Here is a 23,415-nt window from a genome sequence, read left to right on the forward strand (position 1 = left end):
CCGCTGCAAAGGAGACAGGTGCATGGAAGATAGTCGGAATCTGCATACGACGACCAATCAGCGATCGATCATGATGCTGGTCATGTTGCTTCTTGCCATCTTCATTGGTGGTCCGGTTGCCGCGGCGACTATCTTTCTCCTTAGCTGAAGCGATCGGTCGGGGCGCCGTCGATCGATGAGATGATCGGCGCTTCCGACTGATCCATGCCCTTCGGCGAATGATATAAATTCGCGATAATCTCCGTCTTTCCGCAAATATTGCCTGCGCGTCAGTGCGGGGCGTGAACGCGGCGCCTTGTTCTAGGCCTCGACCTCGTCGGTTTCGGCGGCGGATGAAGGCATGAGCGCCGGAAGATTATCCTCGATCCAGTTCGCCAGCGTTTCCACGAGCCGTGCCGCTTCCTCGCCACGCGGGGTGAGGCTGTATTCCACATGCGGCGGCACGACCGGGTAGCTGCGGCGCAGCACCAGTCCATCTCCCTCCAGTTGCTGTAGCGCCTGCGCGAGCATCCGTTCGCTCACGCCGTTCACGCGGCGGCGAAGCTGGCTGAAGCGCAGCGTGCCCCGCCGCAGGGCGATCAGCGTCAGCAGCCCCCAACTGCTCGTCACATGCTTGAGGATCGCGCGCGACGGGCAGCCGGGCGCGAACACGTCGCCGCGGGCCATCCGGTCCGCAAGATGCGAGGACGTCGGCTTCAGCATCCACACTTACCTTCATGTGCGTACTTACGATCGGTAAGTTATGGAACTATCTGGTTCTCCGCAACCGTATCGGAGAACGTTGATGTACGCAGTGACCGGAGCATCGGGCCAACTCGGCCGGCTGGTGATCGAAGCCCTGCTCGGCCGGATCGAGCCCGGCAAGATCGTGGCGCTGGTGCGCGATCCGGCGCGCGTGGCGGATCTCTCCGCGCGCGGCGTGATCGTGCGGGCGTTCGATTATGATGAGGCGGGCACGCTGGCGCCGGCGCTTGCCGGTGTGGAGCGGCTGCTGCTCATCTCGTCCAGCGAAGTGGGCAAGCGCGTGGCGCAGCATGCGGCCGTGATCGAGGCGGCGAAGACGGCGGGCGTGAGCGCGATCGCCTATACGAGCATCCTTCGCGCCGACAGCAGCCCGCTGGGTCTCGCTGTCGAACATCGCGCGACCGAGGCCGCGATCCGGGCGAGCGGCATGCCTTATGCGCTGCTGCGCAACGGCTGGTATATCGAGAATTATACGATGAGCGCGGCCGCCTCGATCGAGCATGGTGCCGTGATCGGCAGCACCGGAGAGGGGCGGATCTCGGCGGCGGCACGGCGCGATTATGCCGAGGCGGCCGCCCGCGTGCTGACTGATGCTGCGATGACCAGCCAGGTCTATGAACTGGCCGGAGACGAGAGCTTCACGCTGGCGGACTATGCGGCGGCGCTCGCCACGGCGAGCGGCAGGCCGGTTACCTATGTGAATATGAGCGAGGCCGCCTATCGGGAGGCGCTGGAAGGGATCGGGCTGCCGGGGCCGCTCGCCGCGATTCTGGCGGAGAGCAGCGCCACGGCGGCGGGTGGCGCGCTGTTCGACGACGGGCACGAACTGAGCGCGCTGATCGGGCGGGCCACGACGCCGCTGGCGACGGTGGTTCGCGAGACGCTGCGCTGAGGCATGGAGCATGTGCTCCCGCGCGGGCGGGAGCGCATGCCGCCTAGTGGATGGTGGCGACTTCGCTTTCCGCTGTCTTGCCGCGCAGCGCCGCATCCAGCGCATCCTTGTCGAGCGCGCCTTCCCAGCGGGAGACGACCACGGTGGCGACGGCATTGCCGATGAAGTTGGTCAGGCTGCGGCACTCGCTCATGAAGCGATCGACGCCGAGGATCAAAGCCATGCCGGCCACCGGCACGGACGGCACGATCGAGAGCGTCGCCGCCAGCGTGATGAAGCCCGCCCCGGTAACGCCCGCCGCGCCCTTCGACGAGAGCATCGCCACGCCGAGCAGCAGCATTTCCTGCCCGAAGGTGAGATCGACATTGCAGGCTTGCGCGATGAAGAGCGCGGCGAGCGTCATGTAGATGTTCGTGCCGTCGAGATTGAAGGAATAGCCGGTCGGCACCACGAGGCCGACGATCGATTTGGGGCAGCCGGCCTGCTCCATCTTCTGGATGAGCGCGGGCAGCGCGCTTTCGGAGGAGGAGGTACCCAGCACAAGCAGAAGCTCCGCCTTGAGATAGGCGATCAGCCGCAGGATCGAAAAACCGCAGGCACGCGCGACGAGGCCCAGAACCACCAGCACGAACAGCAGCGAGGTGAGATAGAAGGTGCCGACCAGAGCGGCGAGATTGGCGAGCGTGCCCACGCCATATTTGCCGATCGTGAAGGCCATCGCGCCGAATGCGCCGACCGGGGCCGCCTTCATCAGGATGGCGACGACCTTGAACACCGCGATGGAAAGATCCTCCAGCGCGGCCGTCAACCGTTCGCCGCGTTCGCCGATCAGGGCGAGGCCGATGCCGAAGATCACCGAGACGAACAGCGTCTGGAGGATATTTCCCTCGGTGAGCGCCGACAGGAAAGTTTCGGGGATCACGCCGAGCAGGAAGCCGGTGAGCGTCGTCTCGTGCGCCTTGGCGGCGAATTCGCTGACCTTGGAGGCATCCAGCGTCGCGGGATCGATGTTGAGCCCCGATCCCGGCCGGATGACGTTCGCCACGAGCAGGCCGACGAACAGGGCAAGCGTGGAAAAGGTGAGGAAATAGGCGAAGGCCTTGCCCGTGACGCGGCCGACCGAGGCAAGATCGCGCATGCCGGCGATCCCGGTCACGATCGTGAGGAAGATCACCGGAGCGATGATCATCTTCACCAGCTTGATGAAGCCATCGCCCAGCGGCTTCATCTGTTCCGCTGTGACCGGCGCGAAATGGCCGAGCAGCACGCCCGCGACGATGGCCACCAGAACCTGGAAATAAAGATGCTTGTACCAGGGGTGGGGCGCGGGGGGCGGCGTGCTTTCGTCGGCGACTTTCAGCATCAAGGTCTCGGCTGTTGGGGCGGATAGCCGGGATGTAGGCCGCCGTCGCGCCGATGCGCAACTCGCGCCGTTTTCTCCCGGCGCGGCGCGCGATCGCGACGATTTTCGCTCGTCGGCGCGAGTGGCTCCCGCTCGCCTTACTCCTTGGGTTTCAGCTTCTGTAGCGAAAGCGGCAGCAGCAGCAGCATGAACAGCGTGGCGGAGACGATGCCGCCCACGATCACGCAGGCGAAGGGCCGCTGCGTTTCGGAGCCGATGCCGGTGGAGAGCGCCGCCGGCAGCAGGCCCAGGCCCGCCATCAGCGCCGTCATCAGGATCGGGCGCAGGCGATCCACCGCGCCCTCGATCACGGCCACGTCGAACGTGTCCCCGTTCGCATAGCGATGGGAGATATGCTCCAGCATCACGACGCCGTTCTGCACCGAAATGCCGGCGACGGCGATGAAGCCGACGGCGGCGGAAACGGACATGTGCAGCCCGGCCAGCCCCAGCGCGGCGACGCCGCCGACGATCGTGAACGGCACCATCGCGAGGATCAGTGCCGCCGAGCGGACCGAGCGGAACGCGCCGAACAGCAGGATGAAGATGCCGAACAGGGCGATCGGCACGATCACCGCCAGCCGCTTCATCGCGCGCTGCTGGTTCTCGAACTGGCCACCCCACACCATCGTGTAGCCGGCGGGCAGCTTCACCTGATCGGCGACGGCCTTTTGCGCGTCGACCACGAAGCCGCCCTGATCGCGCCCGTCGACATTGGCCTTCACGGCGGCGTTGCGCCCGCCATTTTCGCGGCTGATGCGCGATGCGCCCACGCGGACGTCGACATGCGCGACCTCGCCGAGCGAAATCGTGCCGCCGGCGGGGAGGGGGATCTGGAGTGCCGCCAGATCGTCCACGGCCATGCGCTGATCGGGCGCGAAGCGAAGCACGATGTCGAAGTTGCGATCGCCCTCATAGGCCGTGCCCACGGTGGAGCCGCCAAATGCGGTGGCGATGGCGTTGTTCGCATCCGCCGAATTGAGGCCGTATCGCGCCATCGCATCGCGATCGAGCACGGCGCGCACCTCGGTCTGGCCGCCGGACTTGACGGCATCCACATCGGCCGCGCCGGGCACGGCGCTGATCACCTTCGCCGTCTTGTCCGCGAGTTCCTCGAGGATCGACAGATCCGGGCCGAAAATCTTGACCGAAATCTCGCCCTTCACGCCGGAGAGGCTTTCCTCGACGCTATCCTCGATCGCCTGGCTGAAGTTGGTCGGCACGCCGGGGATCTTGTCGATCCGCTTGCGCATATCGTCTTCCAGCGCCGCCTTGGTGGGGAATTGCGATCGCCATTCCGAGCGCGGATTGAGATCGATCAGCATCTGCAGGCTGGATGGGCCTTTGGGGTCGGTGCCGTCATCGGGCCGGCCGGTTTCCGAACTCACCTGATGCACTTCGGGATAGGAAAGCATGATCGCGCGGATCCGCGCTTCCACGCGGCGGGTCGTGTCCATCGCGGCGGAGGGCGTCAGCTGGATCGTCAGCCAGATATTGCCCTCGTCCAGCTTGGGCAAAAATTCCGAGCCGAGCCTGGGAACATAGGCCGCCGACACGATCAGCGCGGCGATGGAGATGCCGAATACCAGCTTTCCGCGTGCACCGGCCTTCACCATGATGTCGCGATAGCGATCGCGCAGCCTGTCCATCCAGGCGATGTGCCGTTCGGACATGTCGTACCGATCGGTGAGGAAGCTCAGCACCGCGGGCAGGAAGGTGAGCGTCAGCACCAGCGCGGCCGCCAGCGCGAAGGAGAGGGTGAGCGCCACCGGCGAGAACATCTTCCCTTCCACCCGCTGGAAGGTGAAGATCGGCACGAAGGCCATGATGATGATGGCCTTGGAAAACAGGATCGGCCGGGCGAGGTTGGCAACGGTGTTGCGCAGCACCTGCCGTCGCCGCATCTGATCCGGCTGGGCGCCATCATGCTTGGCGGCCTCCAGCGAAAGCGCGACCATCAGCGCCTCGACCAGCACCACCGCGCTGTCGATGATGATGCCGAAATCGACGGCACCCATCGAAATCAGGTTGGCGGGAACGCTTACGCCGCTGAGGCCCGCGAAGGCGGCGAGCAGGGCGAGCGGGATGATCGCCGCCACGGCGAGCGCGGCGCGCCAGTTGCGCAGGAAGATGAGCAGCAGGACGGTGACGAGCGTGGCACCGACCACGAGATTTTCGGCGACGGTCTCCACCGTGCGATCCAGCAGCTTGGTGCGCTGGTAGGTCGGGCGGATCTGGATGGGCTCGCGCCCCGTGCGCTTGGCATCCAGCCGGAATTGCGCGTTGAGCTTGTCGACCGTATCGCGCACGCCCTTCACCACCACGGCGGCATTCTGCCGCTTGATCATGGTGACGATGCCCTCGCTCACGTCATTCTCGCGATCGATCGCGACCATGCCGCCACGTTCCGGCGTACCGATCACGACATCGCCCAGATCGCGGACGCGCACGGTATTGCCGTCCTTCGATTTCACGACCGCGTTGCCGACATCGTCTATGCCCTTGAACAGGCCGATGCCGCGTACCACCACCGCCTCGTCCCCGCGCGGGATCGTGCCGCCGCCGACGTTGGAATTGGCATTGCCCACCGCCGTCTGGATATCGGCCAGCGTGACACCGTAGCGCTTGAGAAGATCGGGGCGGACGAGAATCTGATATTGCTTGATGCTGCCGCCGAAGCTGGTGACGTCTGCCACGCCGGGCACCATGCGCAGCGCCGGGCGCACCACGAAATCCTGGATGGCGCGCGCTTCGTAGAGCGGCATATCCTTCGGTTTTTCGAGCACATAGCGATAGACTTCGCCCACGGCCGTGCTGAGCGGCGCGAGGCTGGGCACCGTGCCGGGGGGCAGATCGGCATCGCGCAGCTTTTCCAAGACCTGCGAGCGGGCGAAATAATCGTCCGTCCCGTCGGCGAAGATCATCGTGACGACCGAAAGGCCGGTGATCGAGACGGAGCGGATGTCCGTCACGCCCGGCGTGCCGGCCACGGCGCGCTCGATCGGGAGCGAGATGGCGCGTTCGATCTCCTCCGGCGCCTGCCCCGTCTGCTGGGTGATGACCACCACCTGGACATCCTGCACGTCGGGGAAGGCCTCGATCGGCAGGGTCGTGACCGAGCGGGCGCCGACGATGATGAGCGCCAGGACCATCACGATCACGAATATGCGTTTGTCGACCGCGAAGCGGGCCAGCTTCTCGAGCATCGCGATCAGTCTCCGGCGAGCTGGGCGTTGAGCAGCAACGCGCCTTCGCCGACGATGCGATCGCCATCCTTGATGCCTTCCAGCACATAGGAGACGCTGTCGCCGCGCTCGCCCACCTTCACGGGCACGCGGCGGAAGCGGCCGGGTGCCTCGACCCTGAACAGATAGGTCTGCATGCCCTGTTCGAAGAGGGCCGCATTGGGCACCTTGATCGCGCGGCGCCCATCATCCGTGACGAGCCGCGCGCGCGCATACATTTCCGGCTTCAGCGCGAGATCGGGATTGGAGACCTCGGCGCGCACCTGCACGCGGCGCGTGCCGGGATCCACCGCGAGGCCGATCTGCGTGATCCGCCCCTGAAAGCGGCGATCGGGGAAGGCGGGCACGTCGAACTCGATCATCTCGCCCACGCGGGCGCGCGAAACCGATGTTTCGGGCACGTCGACTGTGAGCCACAGCTTCTTGGGATCGGTGACGGTGAAGAGCGGGCCCTGGCCGGCCGTGATCTGCTGCCCCGGATTGATCTGGCGATCGACGACATAGCCGGACACTGTGCTGGTGAGCGCGAGGGAATCCCCGCTTCCGGCACCGAGATTGCCGAGCCGGAGGCGCGCGCGCTCCAGTTCGGCCGAGGAAGCGGCCGCATCCGCCTGCGCGCCTTCCAGATCCCGCCGCGCAATGGCGCCACCGGAATAGAGCAGGCGCGAACGATCCATCTCGCGTGCCTTGCGATCATTGTCGGCCCGCGCCTTCAGGAGATCGGCGCGCGCCTGGCCGATATCCGGCGCATCGAGATAGGCGAGCGGCTGGCCCGCGCGCACGGCTTGGCCGATATCGGCCAGAAGCCGGGTTACCCGCCCCGCAATGGGGGCGCCGACGCGGCTCGTCTCGGATTCGTCGACGCCGAGGCGCGCATTCATGTCATCCGAAATCGGCAGCGGGCTGCTGCTGGCCACCAGCGTCTGGATCGAATCCAGCTCCGGCGCGCCTTTGGCATAGGTGATGAGGTCGGTCGCTTTCGCGGCGGGGGCTGCCGGAGGCGTGTCGGGCTTGCCGCACCCGGACAGCAGCGCCAGCGATGCCAGTGCGGCAATGGCTCTGCCGGAACCTAGCGTGTTGGCCATCGTCATTCGTCTCCGCTGGATTCGGCGGCCCGGACGCGCGCGATCGCGTGGGCTTCATCGGAATGGGCATCGATCGCGCCCAGCTCGGTCGCGCGCAGGGCGCGGCGCGCGTCCAAAAGTTCGATCAGGGATGTGGCGCCGTTCGAATAGGCGAATTCGGCGACACCAGCGGCACGGCGGGCGGCGGGAATCTCCTCCTCGTCGAACAGCTTCCGGCGCCTGCCTGCTTCGTCCACAGCGCGGCGCGCGATGACGATCTCGGCCGTGGCGGTGGCGAGCGTCTTGCGCGCGTCGGCTTCGGCCTGGACGAGTGCGGTGCCCGCGGCATCGACCTCGCCATTGTAGCGATTGCGCACCGGGATCGGCACGGAAAAGCCCACGCCGACGCTGCTGCCCACACCCAGATCGCCGGCGGCGCGCTCATATTGCGCGCCGACCGTCACGTCCGGATAGCGCAGCGCGTGGGCGCCATCCAGATTCTTGCGGGCGGCATCCGTGCGGGCATCTGCGGCGCGGACGTCCGGGCGGCGCAGCGCCACCGCGTCAGCCGGTTCCGTACTGGGCGGGCTGCCGGCCGGCCAGTCGCTGGCGGTCGCGATGGTCGGGGCATCCGCCTCCCGCCCGATCAGGCCGGCCAGCGCGAGCTGGGAATCGTGCCAGTCGCTCACGGCCTGCTGCGCATCGCCGCGCGCATGCAGCGCCTCCACTTTCTGGCGGGCGAGATCGCCTTCGGAAAGGCCACCGGCGCGCTGCTGCTTGCCGGCCAGTTGCGTGCTCTGCGCATAGGCATCGGCGATGGAGGTAAGGATGGCGAGCTTCGCCTCGGCCGCCTTCAGATCGAAATAGGCATCGGTGACGGCCGATCGCATCTGTCGGCGCGCATCCGAAAAGTCATCCTCGGCGGCATTCACCATCGCCCGCGCCGCATCGGTGCGCGCGCGGCGCTTGCCGCCCCGCTCCAGCGGAACGTCGACCCGCGCCACCGTGTCCGCCACCTGGCCATAAGGCAGGTTGCCGATCCGCGAGGGGCGCACCTGCACGGCATTCACGCTCAGAACGGGATTGGGCGCGGTATCGGCGCTGCGAAGCCCGGCCTGCGCGGTCTTCACCGCGAGCCGCGCCCTCAGCACATCGATATTCGCATCCTCCGCGGTGGCGATGGCGGACTGGAGCGTGATCGGAGCGAGCGGCGGGCCGGCCGGCGGCGTGGCGGCCGACGATGGATCCGTCAAAAGCATGATCATCGCAAACGGCAGGCCTGCCCAGCGCACCCGAAATTTTTCAGCAATCTTCGTGATCGCCATCAGCACCCCGCTATTCATGCGCAAGAGACGGAATCATAGGCCAATCGCCGCACCCCATCCAATCTCCGGCGTGGGCCATTGCTACATTGTTTCTTTGCGGTCGATGAACCGAAAAGGGCGATGGAGCGATTTGTCGCGGTAAATCGGAAAAAATCGGACTGTGGATCGGCGTTTTGCGGGCCGCCTGTGGCAGCGGGATGCGGCATGCCGAAGGTTCTTCGGACCCGGTTTATCGGGCGGCCCGGATTCGTCAGGCGGGAAGGGGAGTGGGCAGGGGGTTGGACAGCGTACTCCCCGCGCGATCGCCGAGAGTGGCGCGGGTCGTGCCGGGCAGGTGGGTGCCACCCCGGGGCCGGGTGGCACCTTCCCTATGATGTGCGTGGCTTTGGAACGAGCGGTCAGGCGATGAAGAAGCGGCTCAACCCCATGTCCCGCAGCCCCCGGCGGTAGGCCATCGAGCTTCGGTCCGCCGGGAAATGCGCCTCCATGACGGGATCGAGGGGCAGGCATTCCGGGCGCTGTGTCTCGACGATCGCCTTGTCTTCGGCGAAAATCCGCGCGTTGAAATCATAGACATCCTGCACCGGAAGATCGGTGTCGAAATTTCGGGCGATCGGCGCGAACAGGCGGGTATGGCGGGCCGAGACCGGGCTGGCGGCGTTCATGATGACCAGCCGGCCGCCTTCGGGAAAATGCACGACGAGCGTGGCCGTAAACGGCAGGTGGACGTTGAAGTGGCGCAGCCATTCGAAACCCTCGCGGCCGCGCTCCACCGCGCCGATCGGATAGTTGCCGACCGAACTGCGATATTCCACCTCGAAGCCGTGCGTATGGCGCACGGGCTTGTAATCGGGCACCTTGACATTGTCCGGATCGCCGAACGTATCGGCGTGGACGAACCCGAAATGGGCGACATCCAGAAAGCCTTCGAGTTGCCGGCCCGCAAAACCGAAAATGTCCATCCACGGGCAGATGATCTGCTGGAAGCCGGGATCCGTCCAGTGCGGCATGGGCGGCAGCATGGCGGGCTCATGCTCGTCGGGCGCGAGACAGGTCCAGACGAGCCCGTAGGCCTCGATCATTGGATAGGTGGCCAGGTGGAATTGCGATGGGATGGATCGATCCGGATGGGCCGGGATCTTGATGCAGCGGCCTTCGGCGCCGAACCGCAGACCATGATAGGCGCAGGCGACCGATGCCCCGTCATAGCTGCCCATGCTGAGCGGCACGCCCCGATGCGGGCAGATATCGTTGGCGACGACGATCGCGCCATCCGCGCTCCGGTACACGATCAGTTGCTCGTCCAGCAAAGTGGCGGGCACGGCACCCGCATCCACTTCGCGCACCAGCGCGACGGGATACCAGTGCCGCGAAAGGATATGCCAGTCGCCCTCGTCGAAGGTGCAGCCTCGCGGCAGTACGCGCCGTTTCAAAGTATCGAGCATGTGGAGAGTCCCCGGCCGCGCCATGCGACGTCGGCTCACTGCTGGACGGGGGCGATCAATTCCATATCATAGAAATCGATCATCCGTTGCCAAAAAGAGAGCGCCTTGCCGCCTGTCAGCTTTTCCCGCTTCCAGCGCTATTTCGTCGCGGTCGCCCGGCTGGGATCGATCCGGAAGGCATCGGAGCAGCTCAACGTCTCGGCTTCCGCGATCGACCGGCAGATATTGCGTGCCGAGCGGGATCTGGGCGTCACCCTGTTCGAACGACTGCCCTCCGGCCTGAGGGTGACGGCCGCGGGGGAGATGCTGCTGGATGCCGGCCAGCGCTGGCAGCGCGAGTTCGATCAGGTCGCCAGCCGGATGGACGATCTCAAGGGACTGCGCAGGGGCAATGTCCGGATCGCCGTGATCGACGCGCTTGCGCAGGCCGTGCTGCCCGCGATTCTGCGCGAGATCAGGGCGGAACTGCCCGGCATCACATTCGAAATCAGCGTGCTGGAAAATCATCTGGTGATGCAGGGGGTCGCGTCCGGCGAAGTGGATCTGGGCCTCGCTCTGGACCCCAGATCCGCGCGCGGCCTGCAGGTGCGTGCCCATGCCGAGATACCGCTCGGCTTCGTCACCCGGGCCGGGCACGAGCTGACCGCGCACGATGCCGTCCGGTTCAGCCGGTGTGCGGAATATCCGATGATCGCACCCGCCGAACCGCTGGCCCTGTGTGATCAGGTGAATGCGCTGGAGGCGAGCAGCGGAGTTTCGCCGCAGATCGTGGTGCGATCGGACAATATCCAGCTCATGAAATCCCTCGTGCGCGAGGAACTGGGCATCGCGATCCTGGCCTGGATCGACGTGGTGGACGAGGTTGAAGGCGGAGAACTGGGTTTCGTGCGCCTGAGCGATCCGATCCTGCGGCCCCTGGCGCTGGGCCTGTGTATCGATCCCGCGCGGCAATTGTCCGCCGCCGCCCGGACGGTGGTGGACCGGATCGAGGGGCGGCTTGCGCGGCTCGGTCCCGGCACCGGCACCGGTGCGATCTGAGCCAGCGTGCCTCCATGTGCCGGAGGCCGAATTTGTGGGCGCGGCTTTCGTGATTTTCCGCAGCCTCCCGCTGGCTTATGGAGCGTGGCATGACCGATCCGCATCCCGTCCATCTCTTTTCCTATGGCACGCTGCGCCAGCCGGAGGTGCAGATGGCTACGTTCGGCCGGCTGCTGGACGGGCGCGGGGATGCGATGCCCGGCTACCGGACCGAGCTTCTCGAGATTACCGACCCGGCCGTCCTGGCGACCAGCGGGGAGAGCTTTCACCCGATCGTGGTGGCGAGCGATGATCCCCGGGACGAAGTGACGGGCACCGTGTTCCGGATCAGCGAGGCCGAACTGTGGGCGGCGGATTCCTATGAGGTTTCCGATTATGCGCGGCGCACGGTGCGTCTGCGATCGGGCGCGGATGCGTGGGTCTATGTGAAGGCCGATCGTTCCGACGATCCCCTCCCGGCATTGATCGCCGCCGAGGCGCGCGCCTTTGACCTGCTGAAGGCGATCGAGACCGCCGGGATCGTCGCTGCTGGCCGCACCGAGCTGGAGATCGAGCGCGATATCCACAGGATCGCCGCGCGGGATTTCGGCGTGACGGCGCATTGGCATGATCGCGTCGTTCGCGCGGGCATCAACGCGCTGTGCGTGGCTGGCGAGGCTGCGCCCGACCGCATGGTGGCCCGGGACGACATCGTCTTTCTCGATCTCGGCCCCGTCTTCGGTGACTGGGAGGCGGATGTCGGGCGCAGCTATGTGATCGGAAGCGATCCGGAACGACACAGGCTGGTCGCGGATCTGGATATCGTCTTCGATGCGCTGAGCCGGCGCTTCGCGGCGGACGATGCGATCACCGGCGCCGAGCTATACGCATTCGCGGTGGACGAGGCGGCAAGGCGTGGCTGGCGTTTCGGCGGGCGGATTGCGGGGCATCTTGTCGGCAAATATCCTCATGCCCGATCTCCGGCGGGCAGGGACGGCGGGCGCATCAGCCCGTCCAATGGAGGGCGGATGCGCGATCCCGATCGTCTCGGTCGCACCCGCCACTGGATATTGGAGGTCCATCTCGTCTCGCCGGCCGGAGACTTTGGCGGTTTTTACGAACGTATGCTGCTGCCCGCCTGAGATCATTCCCGGCGGGCGCCATGCTCACGGCTCGCGCGCGGCATCGTGCGCCATCGCCTGCACCGGGCTGAGCAGATAGCTCATGATCGAGCGGCGGCCCGTGCCGATATCGGCCGTGACGGCCATGCCGGGGCTTATGTGGATGCCGCGCTTTTGCAGATCCTGCGCGTTCGCGGTCACATCGACATAGACGACATAGACGAGGCCGAGATGCTCGTCCTCAACGGCATCGCTGCTGATCGTCGCGATCCGGCCGGCCACGGTGCCGTAGCGGGTGAAGGGATAGGCCTCCAGCTTGATCGCCGCCGGCTGCCCGGCGCGGATACCGCCGGCATCGCGATTGAACACGCGGACTTCGGCGACGAGCCTGCCGCCGCGTGGCACCACGATCATGATCGGCTTGGCCGCCTCCACCACGCCGCCCACCGTGTGGACCGCGAGTTGCGAGACCGTGCCGTCCACCGGGCTGCGCAGTACCTGAAGGCTGGAGCGCAAGGTCGCCTTGGCCAGTTCCTCGGCGCGCAGCTTCGCCTCCGCCTCGGCCTTGTTGAGATCGGTCAGCACATTGGCGCGGGCTTCGGCGCGGGCCTGGTCCCGCGTGCTGGCGGCGGCCTCAATCTGGGCGCGCGCGCGCCGCGCCGTCTGGAGCGCGGCGTCGCGATCGCGTCCGCTGGCGAGGCGCTGGCGCCGCATCTCGATCACGCGCAGCTTCGAGACATAGCCCTTGGCGAGCATTTCCTCATTCGCGGCGATCTGCTCGTCGAGGAGGGGGAGGGTCTCCTTGAGCTTGGCGGCCTGCACCTCCGCTTCGGCGAGCGCGGCCCGCGCGGCACCGGTATCGGCCACCTTGGCGGCGATCGTCGCCTCGATCTGCGAAATCTGCGCGCGAGCCAGCGCGATCTGCATCTGCGTCACATCGTCCGGCAGCTTCTGGGGCGAGACGAAATGCAGGCCGTGCCCGTCCAGAGCCGACAGCACGGCATGGCCGCGCGCGGCATCCAGCCGGGCCGTTTCCAGCGCCTTTTCCGCCTGCGTCGCCTCCGCCGTGGAGACGGTGGGATCGAGCACGATCAGCGGCTGGCCCTTCTTCACGATCTGGCCATCCTCGACGAGGATGCGGCGGACGACGCCCTGCTCGGCCGGCTGGACCAGCTGGATGTTGCTGGCGGGAATGATCTTGCCGCTGGCGGAGGCCACCACATCCACCTTGCCGAGGCTGAGCCACAGGATCGTGACGAGCAGGCCGCCCAGAAGAACCCATGTCGTCATCCGTGCCGTGGGCGAGACGGGCCTTTCGACGATTTCCATCGCGGCGGGGAGGAAGGTGGTTTCCTCCATCTCGCTGCGGCCGGCCTCGCGCTCCCGATCGGCGGCGAGCGCCTGACGGACGGCTTCCCAATGGCGGGCGATCATGTTCACGCCGCGTCTCCCCCCAGGCCCAGGCCCATCTGGCGGGAATAGAGCGAGGCGTAGCGGCCCTTCGCGCGGAGCAGCTCCTCATGGCTGCCGCTCTCCACGATCCGGCCGCGCTCCAGCGTGAGGATCCGATCGCACTGGCGGATGGCGGAGAGCCGGTGCGCGATCACGATCACGGTGCGGCCACGCGCCATCGCCTTCAGATTGTTCTGGATGATTTCCTCGCTCTCGGCATCCAGCGCGCTGGTCGCCTCGTCCAGGATCAGGATGCGCGGCTGCATGACGAGCGCGCGGGCGATGGCGAGGCGCTGGCGCTGGCCGCCGGAAAGATTGACGCCGCGTTCCTCGATCAGCGTGTCATAACCCTGGGGCAGCGCGAGCACGAAATCGTGCGCGCCCGAAAGCTGCGCCGCCGCCATGATCCGCTCCATCGGCATGGCAGGATTGGAGAGCGCGATATTCTCCCGGATCGTGCGGTTGAACAGCAGATTTTCCTGCAGCACCACGCCGATCTGCCGGCGCAGCCACGCGGGATCGATCTGCGCCGCATCGACGCCATCGATCAGCACGCGGCCGAGTGCAGGCGTATAAAGCCGCTGGAGCAGCTTGGTGAGGGTCGACTTGCCGGAGCCCGAGGAGCCGCAGACGCCGAGCGTGGTGCCCGCCGGCAGATCGAACGAGATGTCGTCCAGCGTCCATGGCCCCTCCGTGCCATAGCGAAAGCGCACATGATCGAACTGGATATGCCCCTTCACGGCGGGAAGCGCGGTGCGCGATCCCGTGCCGGCCTCGACCGGCGTGTTGAGGATGTCGCCCAGCCGCTCCACCGAGAGGCGCACACGCTGGAAATCCTGCCACATCTGCGCCATCCGGATCACGGGGCCGGTGACGCGCTGGGCAAACATGTTGAAGGCGACGAGGCCGCCCACCGTGAGCGCGCCCGCAATCACCTGCTGCGCGCCGAAATAGAGGATCGCCGCGAGGCTGAGCTTGCTGACGAGCTGCACGGCCTGCGTGCCCGAATTGCCCAGATTGATGACGCGCTGATTGGCGGCGGAATAACCGGCCAGCTGCCTTTCCCAGTGGGATTGCCATTGCGGCTCCACCGCCGACGCCTTGATCGTCTGGATGCCGGAGACGCTTTCCACCAGCAGCGCATTGTTGGCCGCGCTGCGCTCGAACATCTCGTTGAGGCGCGCGCGCAGCGGCCGCGTCACCACCATCGATATGGCCACGTAGAGTGGCACCGATACCAGCACGATCAGCGTGAGCAGCGGCGAATAGATCAGCATCGCGACGATGAAGACGATCGTGAAGGCCGGATCGATCAGCACCGAGAGCGAGGCATTGGTGAGGAATTCGCGGATCGATTCCAGCTGGCGCGCGCGCATCACCGTATCGCCCACGCGGCGGCTCTCGAAAAAGCCCACCGGCAGGCGAAGCAGATGCGCGTAGAGGCGCGCGCCCAGCTCGACATCGATCTTCTGGCTCGTTTCGGAATAGAGTCGCGTGCGCAGCCAGCCGAACGCGACTTCCCAGAGCGAGACGGCGACGAAGCCGATCGCCAGCACCTGCAACGTGGCCAGCGTGTTGTGCACCAGAACCTTGTCGATCACGCTCTGGAAGAAGAGGGGGGCGGCCAGCCCCAGCAGATTGATGGCGAGCGTGATGAGCAGCACCTCGCCGATCAGCCGGCGATAGCGGACGATCTGCGGGATGAACCAGGTGACGTCGAACCGGCCGGAAAGGCCGGCCACGCCCTCCCGCGTGGTGACGAGGATCAGCCGGCCCGTCCAGATCCGCTCCAGTTCCTCAAGCGGAATGGAGACGGGGCCTTCGCCGGGGCGCTGGATCATCGCCATGTCGTCCCGCACGGCGCCGATCAGGAACCAGCCCCCATGCGCCTCGGCCATCGCCGGAAGCGGCAGACGCTTCAGGCGGGCGAGGCTGGCATCCACGAGCCGCCCCCTGGCACCCTCCTGCCGCTGGATCAGCCGCAGCAGATCCTGGGCGGAAGCGGGGTCGCCATGGCCCAGTTCATGACGCATCTGCGCCGGATCCGCGGGGATCCGGTGCAGCGCGAGCAATGTGGCGAGAGCGATCAGCCCGTCATCGGCGGGAAACGGCTGGTTCGGGGAATTCGGAATATCCGCCCCGTTCTGTGCGTCCATCAGATCGCGTGGTGCCCCGCATAAACCATCGAAACCAGCTCGTTATGCTTCTTTTCGGGGTCGTTCGAAAGCTCCGACGAGCCGGCCGGGGCCGTGAAGACGGCGGCGGCCTCGGCGAATTGCCGGGCCGCTGTGTTCGCGGCGCTGTAGCTGAAGGCCACGTCCGCGAAATTGGCGCTGCTGCCATCCGTATAGGTGAAGCTGCCGGTGTTGAGCACCATCGCGTCGCCGAAGGCCCAGCTGGCGTCGGTCGCCGTGCCCGCCAGCGTGAGCGAGGCGATGCCGAGATCGGCCAGGCTCTTCACCTCGCCGGCATCGACCTTGCCATCGCCATTGCCGTCCACGAACAGCTTGAAGCTGCCGAATTGCTCGTCGGCCGCCGAGAGCAGGCCGTCGCCATTGCTGTCGAAAGCCGATAGGCCGTCGAGATCGGATTTGGCGCCGGGCTTGTCGTCGACGAAGCTCATCTCGCCGGCATCGCTCAGCGTGCCATCACCATTGCGATCGAGGAACAGAAGAGCGCTGCCCTTGCCGAACCAGGACGTCTTCTCGGCCACGCCATCGCCGTCCATGTCGAACGTCGCGGTCGAATCCGCCAGCGAGGTGAGGGCCACGCCGTCTCCCGTGAGATCCAGCACGATGGGAGAAGAGATTGCGATCGTCTGATCGGCGAACTGGATCTGCTCGATGCCGATCAGCGCATCATTGCCCTCGTCTCCGTTGGCGAGGTTGATGTCCTTCAGGCGCAGCAAGCCATTGACGGTCGATAGCTGGTAATCCGCCATCACGCCCGCATAGACGGCTGTGTCGCTGCCCGCGCCGCCAGTCAGCGTATCGTTGCCGCCGCCGCCGGTCAGCACGTTGTTGCCGCTGTTGCCGACGATCACATTGGCCAGATCGTTGCCCGTGCCGTTCAGGTTCGCGGTGCCGAGCAGGCCCAGATTTTCGACATTGGCGCCAAGCGTATAATCGATCGAGGCATAGACGACATCGGTGCCTTCATTGGCCAGCTCGGTCACCTGATCGCCGGCATTGTCGACGAAATAGGTGTCGTTGCCGGCGCCGGCGGCCATGCTGTCCGCGCCGCCGCGCCCGTCGAGCACGTTGTTGCCGCTATTGCCGTAGAGCGCGTTCACCTGGCTGTTGCCATAAGCGTTGAGGTTCGCGCTGCCGGTGAGGCGGAGTGTCTCCACGTACGTGCCCGTCAGATCATAGCTGACGGAGGCGTAGATGGTGTCGTTGCCCTCTCCTTCGAACTCGGTGACCGTATCCGCCGCGTCGTCGACGTAAAAGCGGTCGTTGCCGAGACCACCATACATCGCATCCGCGCCCGTCCCGCCATCGAGCAGATCGTCGCCTTCGCCGCCGTACAGCGTGTCGCTGCCGGCCCCGCCGAAGAGAGAGTCGTTGCCCTGATTGCCGGTCAGCAGGTTGTTGCCCCCGTTGCCGACGATCACATTGGCCAGTTCATTGCCAGTGCCGTCGATATTGGCGGAACCGAGCAGGCCGAGATTCTCGACATTGGCGGTCAATGCATGGCTGATCGAGGCATAGACCGTATCGATGCCGGCATTCTGGTTCTCGAACACCTGATCGCCGGCATTGTCGACGAAATAGGTGTCGTTGCCGTCGCCGCCGAACATCTGGTCGGCGCCGCCGCGCCCGTCGAGCACGTTGTTGCCGCTATTGCCGTAGAGCGTGTTGGCCTGGCTGTTGCCATAAGCATTGAGGTTCGCGCCGCCGGTCAGGCTCAGCGTCTCGACGAACGTGCCCGTCAGATCGAAGGTCGCGGAGGCATAGACCGTATCGTTGCCCTCGCCGTATGCCTCGGTCACCTTGTCGGCCGAGTTGTCGACGAAATAGGTGTCGTCGCCCTTGCCGCCGACCATCTGGTCGGCGCCCGCGCCACCGTTGATCGCGTCCGCGCCGCTGCCGCCGATGATGGTATCGGCGCCCGCGCCGCCGTTGATCGCGAAGGTACCGTCCTTTTCGGCCGATCCGTCGAAGCGGAGGCTTTCCGTGGATGTGAGCCCCGACGCGAGGACGGTGAGGCGTTCCCCTGCCGCCACGGTCTTGTCATGGGTCGTGATGTCGTAGCTGCCGCCCGAGCCCAGTTCGAGCGTCTCGACGTTGATCATGGTCGTGGCGTTCATCACAAGGGCGTTGGCGCCCGTATAGTCTCCCGCCAGGGCGGCCGTGTCCGATCCGGCGCCGCCATTGATCCGATCCTTCGCGTTGAAGGCCGCCCCGAATACGAACCTGTCGTCGCCGAATCCGCCGCTGACCATATCGTTGCCGCCGCTCGACAGATCGAAGCGATCCTGGCCGGTCGTGCCGCCATAGACATCGTCGCCCGTGGTGCCGTGGATGATGCCGTCGGCGTCCGGTGCCGGCGTTGCCAGGCCGGTGATCGTGACGGTCACCGTCGCGGTCGATCCGTTGTTCAGCGTGTAGGTGAAGCTGTCGGTCGCCGTCTCGCCGGCCGTCAGATAGCTGAAGACGCCGTTGGGATCGTAGGTGAAGGCTCCATTGGCCCCGATGGTGAGGGCCGCGCCCGAAGACAGGACCGCGATATCATAGGGCACATCATTGATGCCCGTGATCGAGATCGTGCCCGCGCCGCCCGTATCGTTGGTGAGCAGATTGCCGTGATAGAGGGCCGCCGCGGTCGTCGCGAACGTATCCGCGATGGCGACCGCATTGCCCTCGCCCCGTGCCATGCCGATCGTGGCGATCGGCTGGTCGTGATCGGTTACCGAATAACCATCCGTGAAGCCGGCATTATAGTGAACGATGTCGATATTCGCGCTGTCATACAGGCTGCCGGATACGAGGATATTGTCCAGCGCCTGATAATAGCCATCGTAATAATAACTATATTGCTCCTGCGTCGTGAGCTTGTCGTAGAGATTGTCGAGCGCGGTGCCCGCCGTCAGCGTCTGTAGCGCGGTTTCGTAAGGGAAGCCGTTGAAGTCGCCATTGACGATGAACTGGTGGTCCGGATCGCTTGCCAGCAGGCTATCCACATAGGTGCGGATGGCGGTGGCCTGTGCGGTGCGCGCCGCATCGCCGGCATTCACCGGCGGCTGGTTGCTGGAATAAACGGGATCCGATCCGCCGCGCGACGTGGAGTGCGTGTCGATCGCGGTGAAGATCTGGCCGTTGAAGGTGAATTCGGCGACCAGCGGCTTGCGCGTTCCGTTGAACGCCGCGTCCGTCAGCAGGCGCGCCGATCCATCGACATAGCCGACCTTGGTGGGATCGTAGAGGAAGCCGTTGCGGATGTTTCCGCCCGGAGCGCCACCGCTGCTTTCCGCCGTGGCGGGCGCCACCTCGACATAGACGTAGGTGGGGCCGCCCTGTGCCGCAATTTCGTTGATCAGGCGCTGGATGTTGGCGGCGCCGGAAAGATCGCTGCCAGTGCCTTCGCCATCATTGTCCTGCACTTCCTGCAGGCTGATGACGTAGGGGCTGCCCAGCGCGCCGACGATCTCGTTTGCCAGCCGTTCGACCTTGATGGCGGCTGTCAGCGGCGCATCATAATCCTGATCGCGGGGCGAGAAATTCTCGATGTTGAAGCTGGCATAGCTCAGATTGTTCGCATCGCCGGAGAGGGTGGTCGTCTCGCGGGTGCGGACAGGCGCATCCACCGCGACCGTGGTGGGCGTGGTCGGGTCCAGCTCGTAACGGCCGCCATAATAGTTGAGCACGCCGGTCACGTCGTTCAGCACGTCGCCCTGGCTGTGCGCGCCGGCGGCGGACGATCCCTCGAAGATCTTGATCGTCTCGGGATTGTTGTCGCCATCCGAAATGGTCATGCCGTTCGCGGCGTTCAGCCCCGTCGCGCCCACGCCGCCCGATGCGACCACGAAGGTCTGGCCCGAACCGTCCGTGTCGGCGACGACCAGCGGGCGCTGGACCGTGACGAGCATGCCTTCCAGCGATTCATAGAAATCGGCGCCATCGGTGGTGGGATCGTAGCTCGTGAAATTGTCATTCTCGATCACCGAGGTGGGCGGCGCGCGCCCGGTGCCATCCGTGGAGATCAGCACGGCCGCCGGCAGCGCCACCGATGCGTCGGTGACGGTGATGTTGGTCGGGGTCGTCAGTTCGGTGATGGTGAGCTGGTTGGTCGCCGCCGCATATTCCGTGACCGTGCCGGAAAGCGTGATCGCATTGCCGACGCTGACGGTGGGAGTGCTGCTGGTGAAGACGAAGATCGCATCCGACGTGCCGATATTCCCGTCGCCGGTGGGATCCTGCAGGTAGAAGCCGTTGCTCTTCACCGCCGTGACGACGCCGCTTGTATCCACCGTTTGGCCGGCGAAGAGCGAACGGTGGCCGAGGCCCTGAATATCGTAGATCGCGACCGGGCCGGTATCGTCGTTGACGATCGTGGCGGTGGCGGTCGCGGCGGGAACCTCGAAGCCGATCGGGTTGCTGAGGTTCAGCGTGAAGGTCTCGTTCGCCTCGTGGATCGTATCGCCCAGTATCTGGACGGCGATCGTCTTCGATGTCTCGCCCGCCTCGAAGCTTACAGTGCCGCTGGTCGCCACATAGTCGGTGCCGGCGAGCGCCGATCCATCGGCCGTGGCATAATCGACGCTGGCGGCGCCGGCGCCGTTCGAGCGCGTTACGGTGAAATAGGCGTAGGTCGTCGCGTCATTGCCCTCGGCGAAGCTGATGTTCGCGACGCCGGCCGTGGGCGTGGTGCTGAGATGGGCGGTCACGCCGACATTGTCGATGCCGATCTCGTCACGATTGCCGCTGCCGGTGGAGCCGGTGTTGATCCAGCGCAGATAGAGATAGCCACCGGCCGCGACCGTTCCGTCCACGGTGACGGCCACATTCTGGTTGCTGAAGACACCGGCCACCGCCGCATCGGCCGCGCCGGGCGTGGAGAAGGCGGCGTCGGGCACGGTCGTGAAACTGGTGCCGTCTGTGGAATAAGCGAGCTGCACGTTCTGCGAACGGCCGCCGCTGTTGCGATAGGCCCAGTCGAACGCGACATCGAAGCTGGTGGCGGTGGCGCCGCTCGTATTCTGGATGCGGGCCTCGATGAAGCCACCATTGTCTACGTCCGACCCGGTCGGCTGCAGGACGATCGCGTGATTGGCCGAGGGCGAATAGGTGCCGCCGCCCGTGGGATCCGCCGAACCATTGATGACGCCGCGCCCGAAATCGCCGCTTCCGGCCGTGAAGCCATATTCGGGATTGGGCAGATCGGAGAGACCGACGATGCGCCACACGTTGGAATCGAGCTGGCCGGACGCCGCGCTCGCGCCCGGCGAGAAACCGGCGGCGGTATAATCCGCGAAATCGGCCGAGAAGATCTGCATCGTGGAGGGGGTGGGATCGTCATTCTCGATCGTGCCCACGGCCGTCGCCTGATCGATCGTGCCGGCCGTCGTGCCGGTAAGGGTCAGCGTGTAGGTCTCGTCCTTTTCGAAGGCGCTGTCGGCGCTGACCGGGATGGTGATCGTCCTGGAGGTTTCGCCATCCGCGAATGTGATCGTGCCGGAGGGGAGGGCACCGCCGAAATCATCGGCATCCGCCGGGTTCGTGCCGCTGCCCGCCACCGCATAGCTGATCGTCGCGGCGCCGCCATTCCCTCCGGTGCGGGTGACGGTGAAGGTCTGCGTGCCGCCATCCTCGCTGGAGGCAACATCGCCTTCCAGGCTGAACGTGCCGACCGGGGCGGGAGCGTCATCGTTGAGGATCGTGCCCGTCGCGGTGCCCGCGCCCAGCGTGCCGGCGGTCGTGCCGGTCAGCGTCAGCGTATAGGTTTCGTCCGGCTCGAACACGGTATCGTCCGCGATGGGCAGGACGATCGTCTTCGAAACCTCGCCATCGGCGAACGTCACCGAGCCGTAGGGCAGGGATCCGCCGAAATCGGCGGCGTCGACCGGATTGGCGCCGCTGGGGGTGACGACATAGCTGACGGTCGCCGCGCCGACGCTGCCGCCGCCGCGAATGACGGTGAATGTCTGGGCGATGCCCGATTCGTTGGTGGCGACATCGGCCGCCAGCGTGAAGGTGCCGGCATCGTCATCGTTGATGATCGTGCCGGTGCCGGTCGCGGCGGCGCCGAGCGTGGCGTTGGCCGGGTTGGAAAGCGCGACCGTGAAGGCCTCGTTGGACTCGATCACACGATCGGCATTGATCGTGATCGCGATCGTGGCGCTCGTCTCGCCGGCCGGGATGGTGAGCGTGCCGCTCGCCGCGAGATAATCGCTCCCGGCGGTCGCGCTGCCGTCTGCGGTCGCATAATCCACCGTGATCGCGCTGGTCGACGTGGTGCTGGCGGTGACGGTGAAGAGCAGGATCGTGGTGCCATCGTCGCCCTCCACCATGGTGGGGCTGTCGATCGAGAGGATCGGGCTTTCGGGCACCACCGTGGCCGTCGGCGTGAAGGAAATGCCGCGGATCGCCTGGCCGGAAAAGCCGGTGGTGCGATCCACCACGCTCGTCAGGCTCGTCGTGCTCATCGCCTGGTTGAAGCCGGACGTATCGACGAGCGAGAGGATCCGCGTCGGCGTGGAGACATAGGCCGTCACCGTGGAGCCGCTGATCGAAACCGTAAGCCCTTCATAGCCGGTGACGGAGGTGCCGTCCGTGAGGACCTTGACCGCGCTGTTCTTCACCCATGTGCCCGCGACGAGGCTGTATTTCTCCAGCCCGTTGCTGCTGTCGACCACATAGAGCGTATCGTTGCCGGGGGTGCCATCCAGATCGGCCAGATAGAAATCGCCGAGATTGCTGCCGGGCGAGACCGAGAAGGTGAAGGGCGTTGCCGTCTGGCCGCTCGTGGTGGGCAGTCCGGCGCCGACCGAGCCGGCGGTGGAGGCGGTCGTGTAATAAAGCTGGCCGCCGTAAATCTCCACGTCGCGCGTATTCTGGGAAACCAGCGCGGTGCCGGCCGTGCTGCCGAGCGATTCATAATAAGTCGCGGTGCTGGTGCCGATATAGAAGCTGCCGCCGTCGACGCTGGCGACCGAGCGGATATCGGAGGAAATGCTCAGGATCGTGCTGGTATCGATCGTGCCATCCGCCGCGACCCGGCCGACCACACGGCCGGTGGCCGCGCTGGAACTGTTGACGCCGGTCGTGCCCAGCGCGGCGTTGAACCCGGCGAGCAGCAGATACTGGCCATCCGTGCTGAGATTGAGAATGCCCTCGGAAGAGGCCGTGCCGGAGCCGACGAGCGCATAGTTCACGCCGCTGGCGTTGGTGGGCATCGCGATGGACTGAACGAGCGTGCCCTGGGGCGTATATTCATCGAGAAAAACGGCTGTGGCGGCGTTGGTGAGGGAAGCCTCCCCGGTGCCGATCCGGAAAACAACAAGATTACCAGCCGCAAATGCCGACATGCGCGTAAGCCCCCATCATCACAAACTCGCGGCCCGCACGCCGCAGCAACAAAACAGTCAGCAACCGTTAACGGTCGTTAATGACACTTTGACAGCAGTTGCAGTTTCGGCAAGCGACTTTGACGGTCGGTTTCCGAAATGTGTGGATCATTCGATCGTCGTGCATCGGGATGCCGAAACCG

General features: G+C 65.7%; 13 protein-coding genes. 4 read left to right on the plus strand and 9 right to left on the minus strand.

The annotated features are described in order from the left end of the window. Positions 1 to 22: 22 nt before the first annotated feature. Entirely contained in the window at positions 23 to 148 is a 126-nt protein-coding gene (locus tag DI605_RS16585) for a hypothetical protein (protein WP_293976115.1), read from the plus strand. A gap of 152 nt (positions 149 to 300) precedes the next feature. Here the strand turns inward: DI605_RS16585 and DI605_RS16590 are convergent, their stop codons facing one another. Continuing rightward, positions 301 to 702, minus strand: coding sequence for a helix-turn-helix domain-containing protein (locus DI605_RS16590; protein WP_293976117.1), 402 nt, complete (start codon positions 700 to 702; stop codon positions 301 to 303). An 82-nt stretch (positions 703 to 784) separates the two neighbouring features. Between DI605_RS16590 and DI605_RS16595 the strand changes: the two genes are divergently transcribed. Beyond that, a complete protein-coding gene (locus DI605_RS16595) occupies positions 785 to 1,636 on the plus strand; it encodes an SDR family oxidoreductase (RefSeq protein WP_293976119.1) in 852 nt (283 codons plus the stop codon). Positions 1,637 to 1,679: 43 nt separating this feature from the next. Here DI605_RS16595 and DI605_RS16600 read toward each other — a convergent pair whose 3' ends face one another. From DI605_RS16600 to DI605_RS16620, 5 genes are all read right to left on the minus strand, one after another. After that, the gene (locus DI605_RS16600) at positions 1,680 to 2,999 is read right to left on the minus strand and encodes a dicarboxylate/amino acid:cation symporter (RefSeq protein ID WP_293976121.1); all 1,320 of its coding nucleotides are present in this window, start codon (positions 2,997 to 2,999) and stop codon (positions 1,680 to 1,682) included. Between the two features lie 137 nt (positions 3,000 to 3,136). Beyond that, entirely contained in the window at positions 3,137 to 6,244 is a 3,108-nt protein-coding gene (locus DI605_RS16605) for a CusA/CzcA family heavy metal efflux RND transporter (protein WP_293976123.1), read from the minus strand. A gap of 5 nt (positions 6,245 to 6,249) precedes the next feature. Next, positions 6,250 to 7,374: an efflux RND transporter periplasmic adaptor subunit gene (locus tag DI605_RS16610; protein WP_293976125.1), complete on the minus strand. Its 1,125-nt coding sequence runs from the start codon at positions 7,372 to 7,374 to the stop codon at positions 6,250 to 6,252. Further along, positions 7,371 to 8,672, minus strand: a complete 1,302-nt coding sequence (locus tag DI605_RS16615) for a TolC family protein (protein WP_293976127.1) — start codon at positions 8,670 to 8,672, stop codon at positions 7,371 to 7,373. Before DI605_RS16615 ends, DI605_RS16610 begins: the two co-directional genes overlap by 4 nt. A gap of 398 nt (positions 8,673 to 9,070) precedes the next feature. Then, positions 9,071 to 10,117, minus strand: a complete 1,047-nt coding sequence (locus tag DI605_RS16620; RefSeq protein WP_293976129.1) for an aromatic ring-hydroxylating dioxygenase subunit alpha — start codon at positions 10,115 to 10,117, stop codon at positions 9,071 to 9,073. Between the two features lie 105 nt (positions 10,118 to 10,222). On the opposite strand from DI605_RS16620, the gene DI605_RS16625 reads away from it, so the two are divergent. Then, positions 10,223 to 11,155, plus strand: coding sequence for a LysR family transcriptional regulator (locus DI605_RS16625; RefSeq protein ID WP_293976131.1), 933 nt, complete (start codon positions 10,223 to 10,225; stop codon positions 11,153 to 11,155). Between the two features lie 89 nt (positions 11,156 to 11,244). After that, entirely contained in the window at positions 11,245 to 12,276 is a 1,032-nt protein-coding gene (locus DI605_RS16630; protein WP_293976133.1) for a M24 family metallopeptidase, read from the plus strand. 24 nt (positions 12,277 to 12,300) lie between these two features. Here DI605_RS16630 and DI605_RS16635 read toward each other — a convergent pair whose 3' ends face one another. The 3 genes from DI605_RS16635 to DI605_RS16645 are packed head-to-tail and all read right to left on the minus strand — an operon-like array spanning position 12,301 to position 23,233. After that, the gene (locus DI605_RS16635) at positions 12,301 to 13,689 is read right to left on the minus strand and encodes an HlyD family type I secretion periplasmic adaptor subunit (protein ID WP_293976241.1); all 1,389 of its coding nucleotides are present in this window, start codon (positions 13,687 to 13,689) and stop codon (positions 12,301 to 12,303) included. Positions 13,690 to 13,691: 2 nt separating this feature from the next. Continuing rightward, on the minus strand, positions 13,692 to 15,863 hold the full coding sequence (locus DI605_RS16640) for a type I secretion system permease/ATPase (RefSeq protein ID WP_293976135.1): 2,172 nt from the start codon (positions 15,861 to 15,863) through the stop codon (positions 13,692 to 13,694). After that, entirely contained in the window at positions 15,863 to 23,233 is a 7,371-nt protein-coding gene (locus DI605_RS16645) for a Calx-beta domain-containing protein (RefSeq protein ID WP_293976137.1), read from the minus strand. Before DI605_RS16645 ends, DI605_RS16640 begins: the two co-directional genes overlap by 1 nt. Positions 23,234 to 23,415: the final 182 nt, after the last annotated feature.

This window comes from Sphingomonas sp., from assembly GCF_003248515.1.
Classification (GTDB): domain Bacteria; phylum Pseudomonadota; class Alphaproteobacteria; order Sphingomonadales; family Sphingomonadaceae; genus Sphingomonas_I.

Coding starts and splice junctions, on each gene's coding strand:
- DI605_RS16585 (WP_293976115.1), top strand. CDS start 23: ATGGAAGATAGTCGGAATCTGCATACGACGACCAATCAGCGATCGATC.
- DI605_RS16590 (WP_293976117.1), bottom strand. CDS start 702: ATGCTGAAGCCGACGTCCTCGCATCTTGCGGACCGGATGGCCCGCGGC.
- DI605_RS16595 (WP_293976119.1), top strand. CDS start 785: ATGTACGCAGTGACCGGAGCATCGGGCCAACTCGGCCGGCTGGTGATC.
- DI605_RS16600 (WP_293976121.1), bottom strand. CDS start 2,999: ATGCTGAAAGTCGCCGACGAAAGCACGCCGCCCCCCGCGCCCCACCCC.
- DI605_RS16605 (WP_293976123.1), bottom strand. CDS start 6,244: ATGCTCGAGAAGCTGGCCCGCTTCGCGGTCGACAAACGCATATTCGTG.
- DI605_RS16610 (WP_293976125.1), bottom strand. CDS start 7,374: ATGACGATGGCCAACACGCTAGGTTCCGGCAGAGCCATTGCCGCACTG.
- DI605_RS16615 (WP_293976127.1), bottom strand. CDS start 8,672: ATGGCGATCACGAAGATTGCTGAAAAATTTCGGGTGCGCTGGGCAGGC.
- DI605_RS16620 (WP_293976129.1), bottom strand. CDS start 10,117: ATGCTCGATACTTTGAAACGGCGCGTACTGCCGCGAGGCTGCACCTTC.
- DI605_RS16630 (WP_293976133.1), top strand. CDS start 11,245: ATGACCGATCCGCATCCCGTCCATCTCTTTTCCTATGGCACGCTGCGC.
- DI605_RS16635 (WP_293976241.1), bottom strand. CDS start 13,689: ATGATCGCCCGCCATTGGGAAGCCGTCCGTCAGGCGCTCGCCGCCGAT.
- DI605_RS16640 (WP_293976135.1), bottom strand. CDS start 15,863: ATGGACGCACAGAACGGGGCGGATATTCCGAATTCCCCGAACCAGCCG.
- DI605_RS16645 (WP_293976137.1), bottom strand. CDS start 23,233: ATGTCGGCATTTGCGGCTGGTAATCTTGTTGTTTTCCGGATCGGCACC.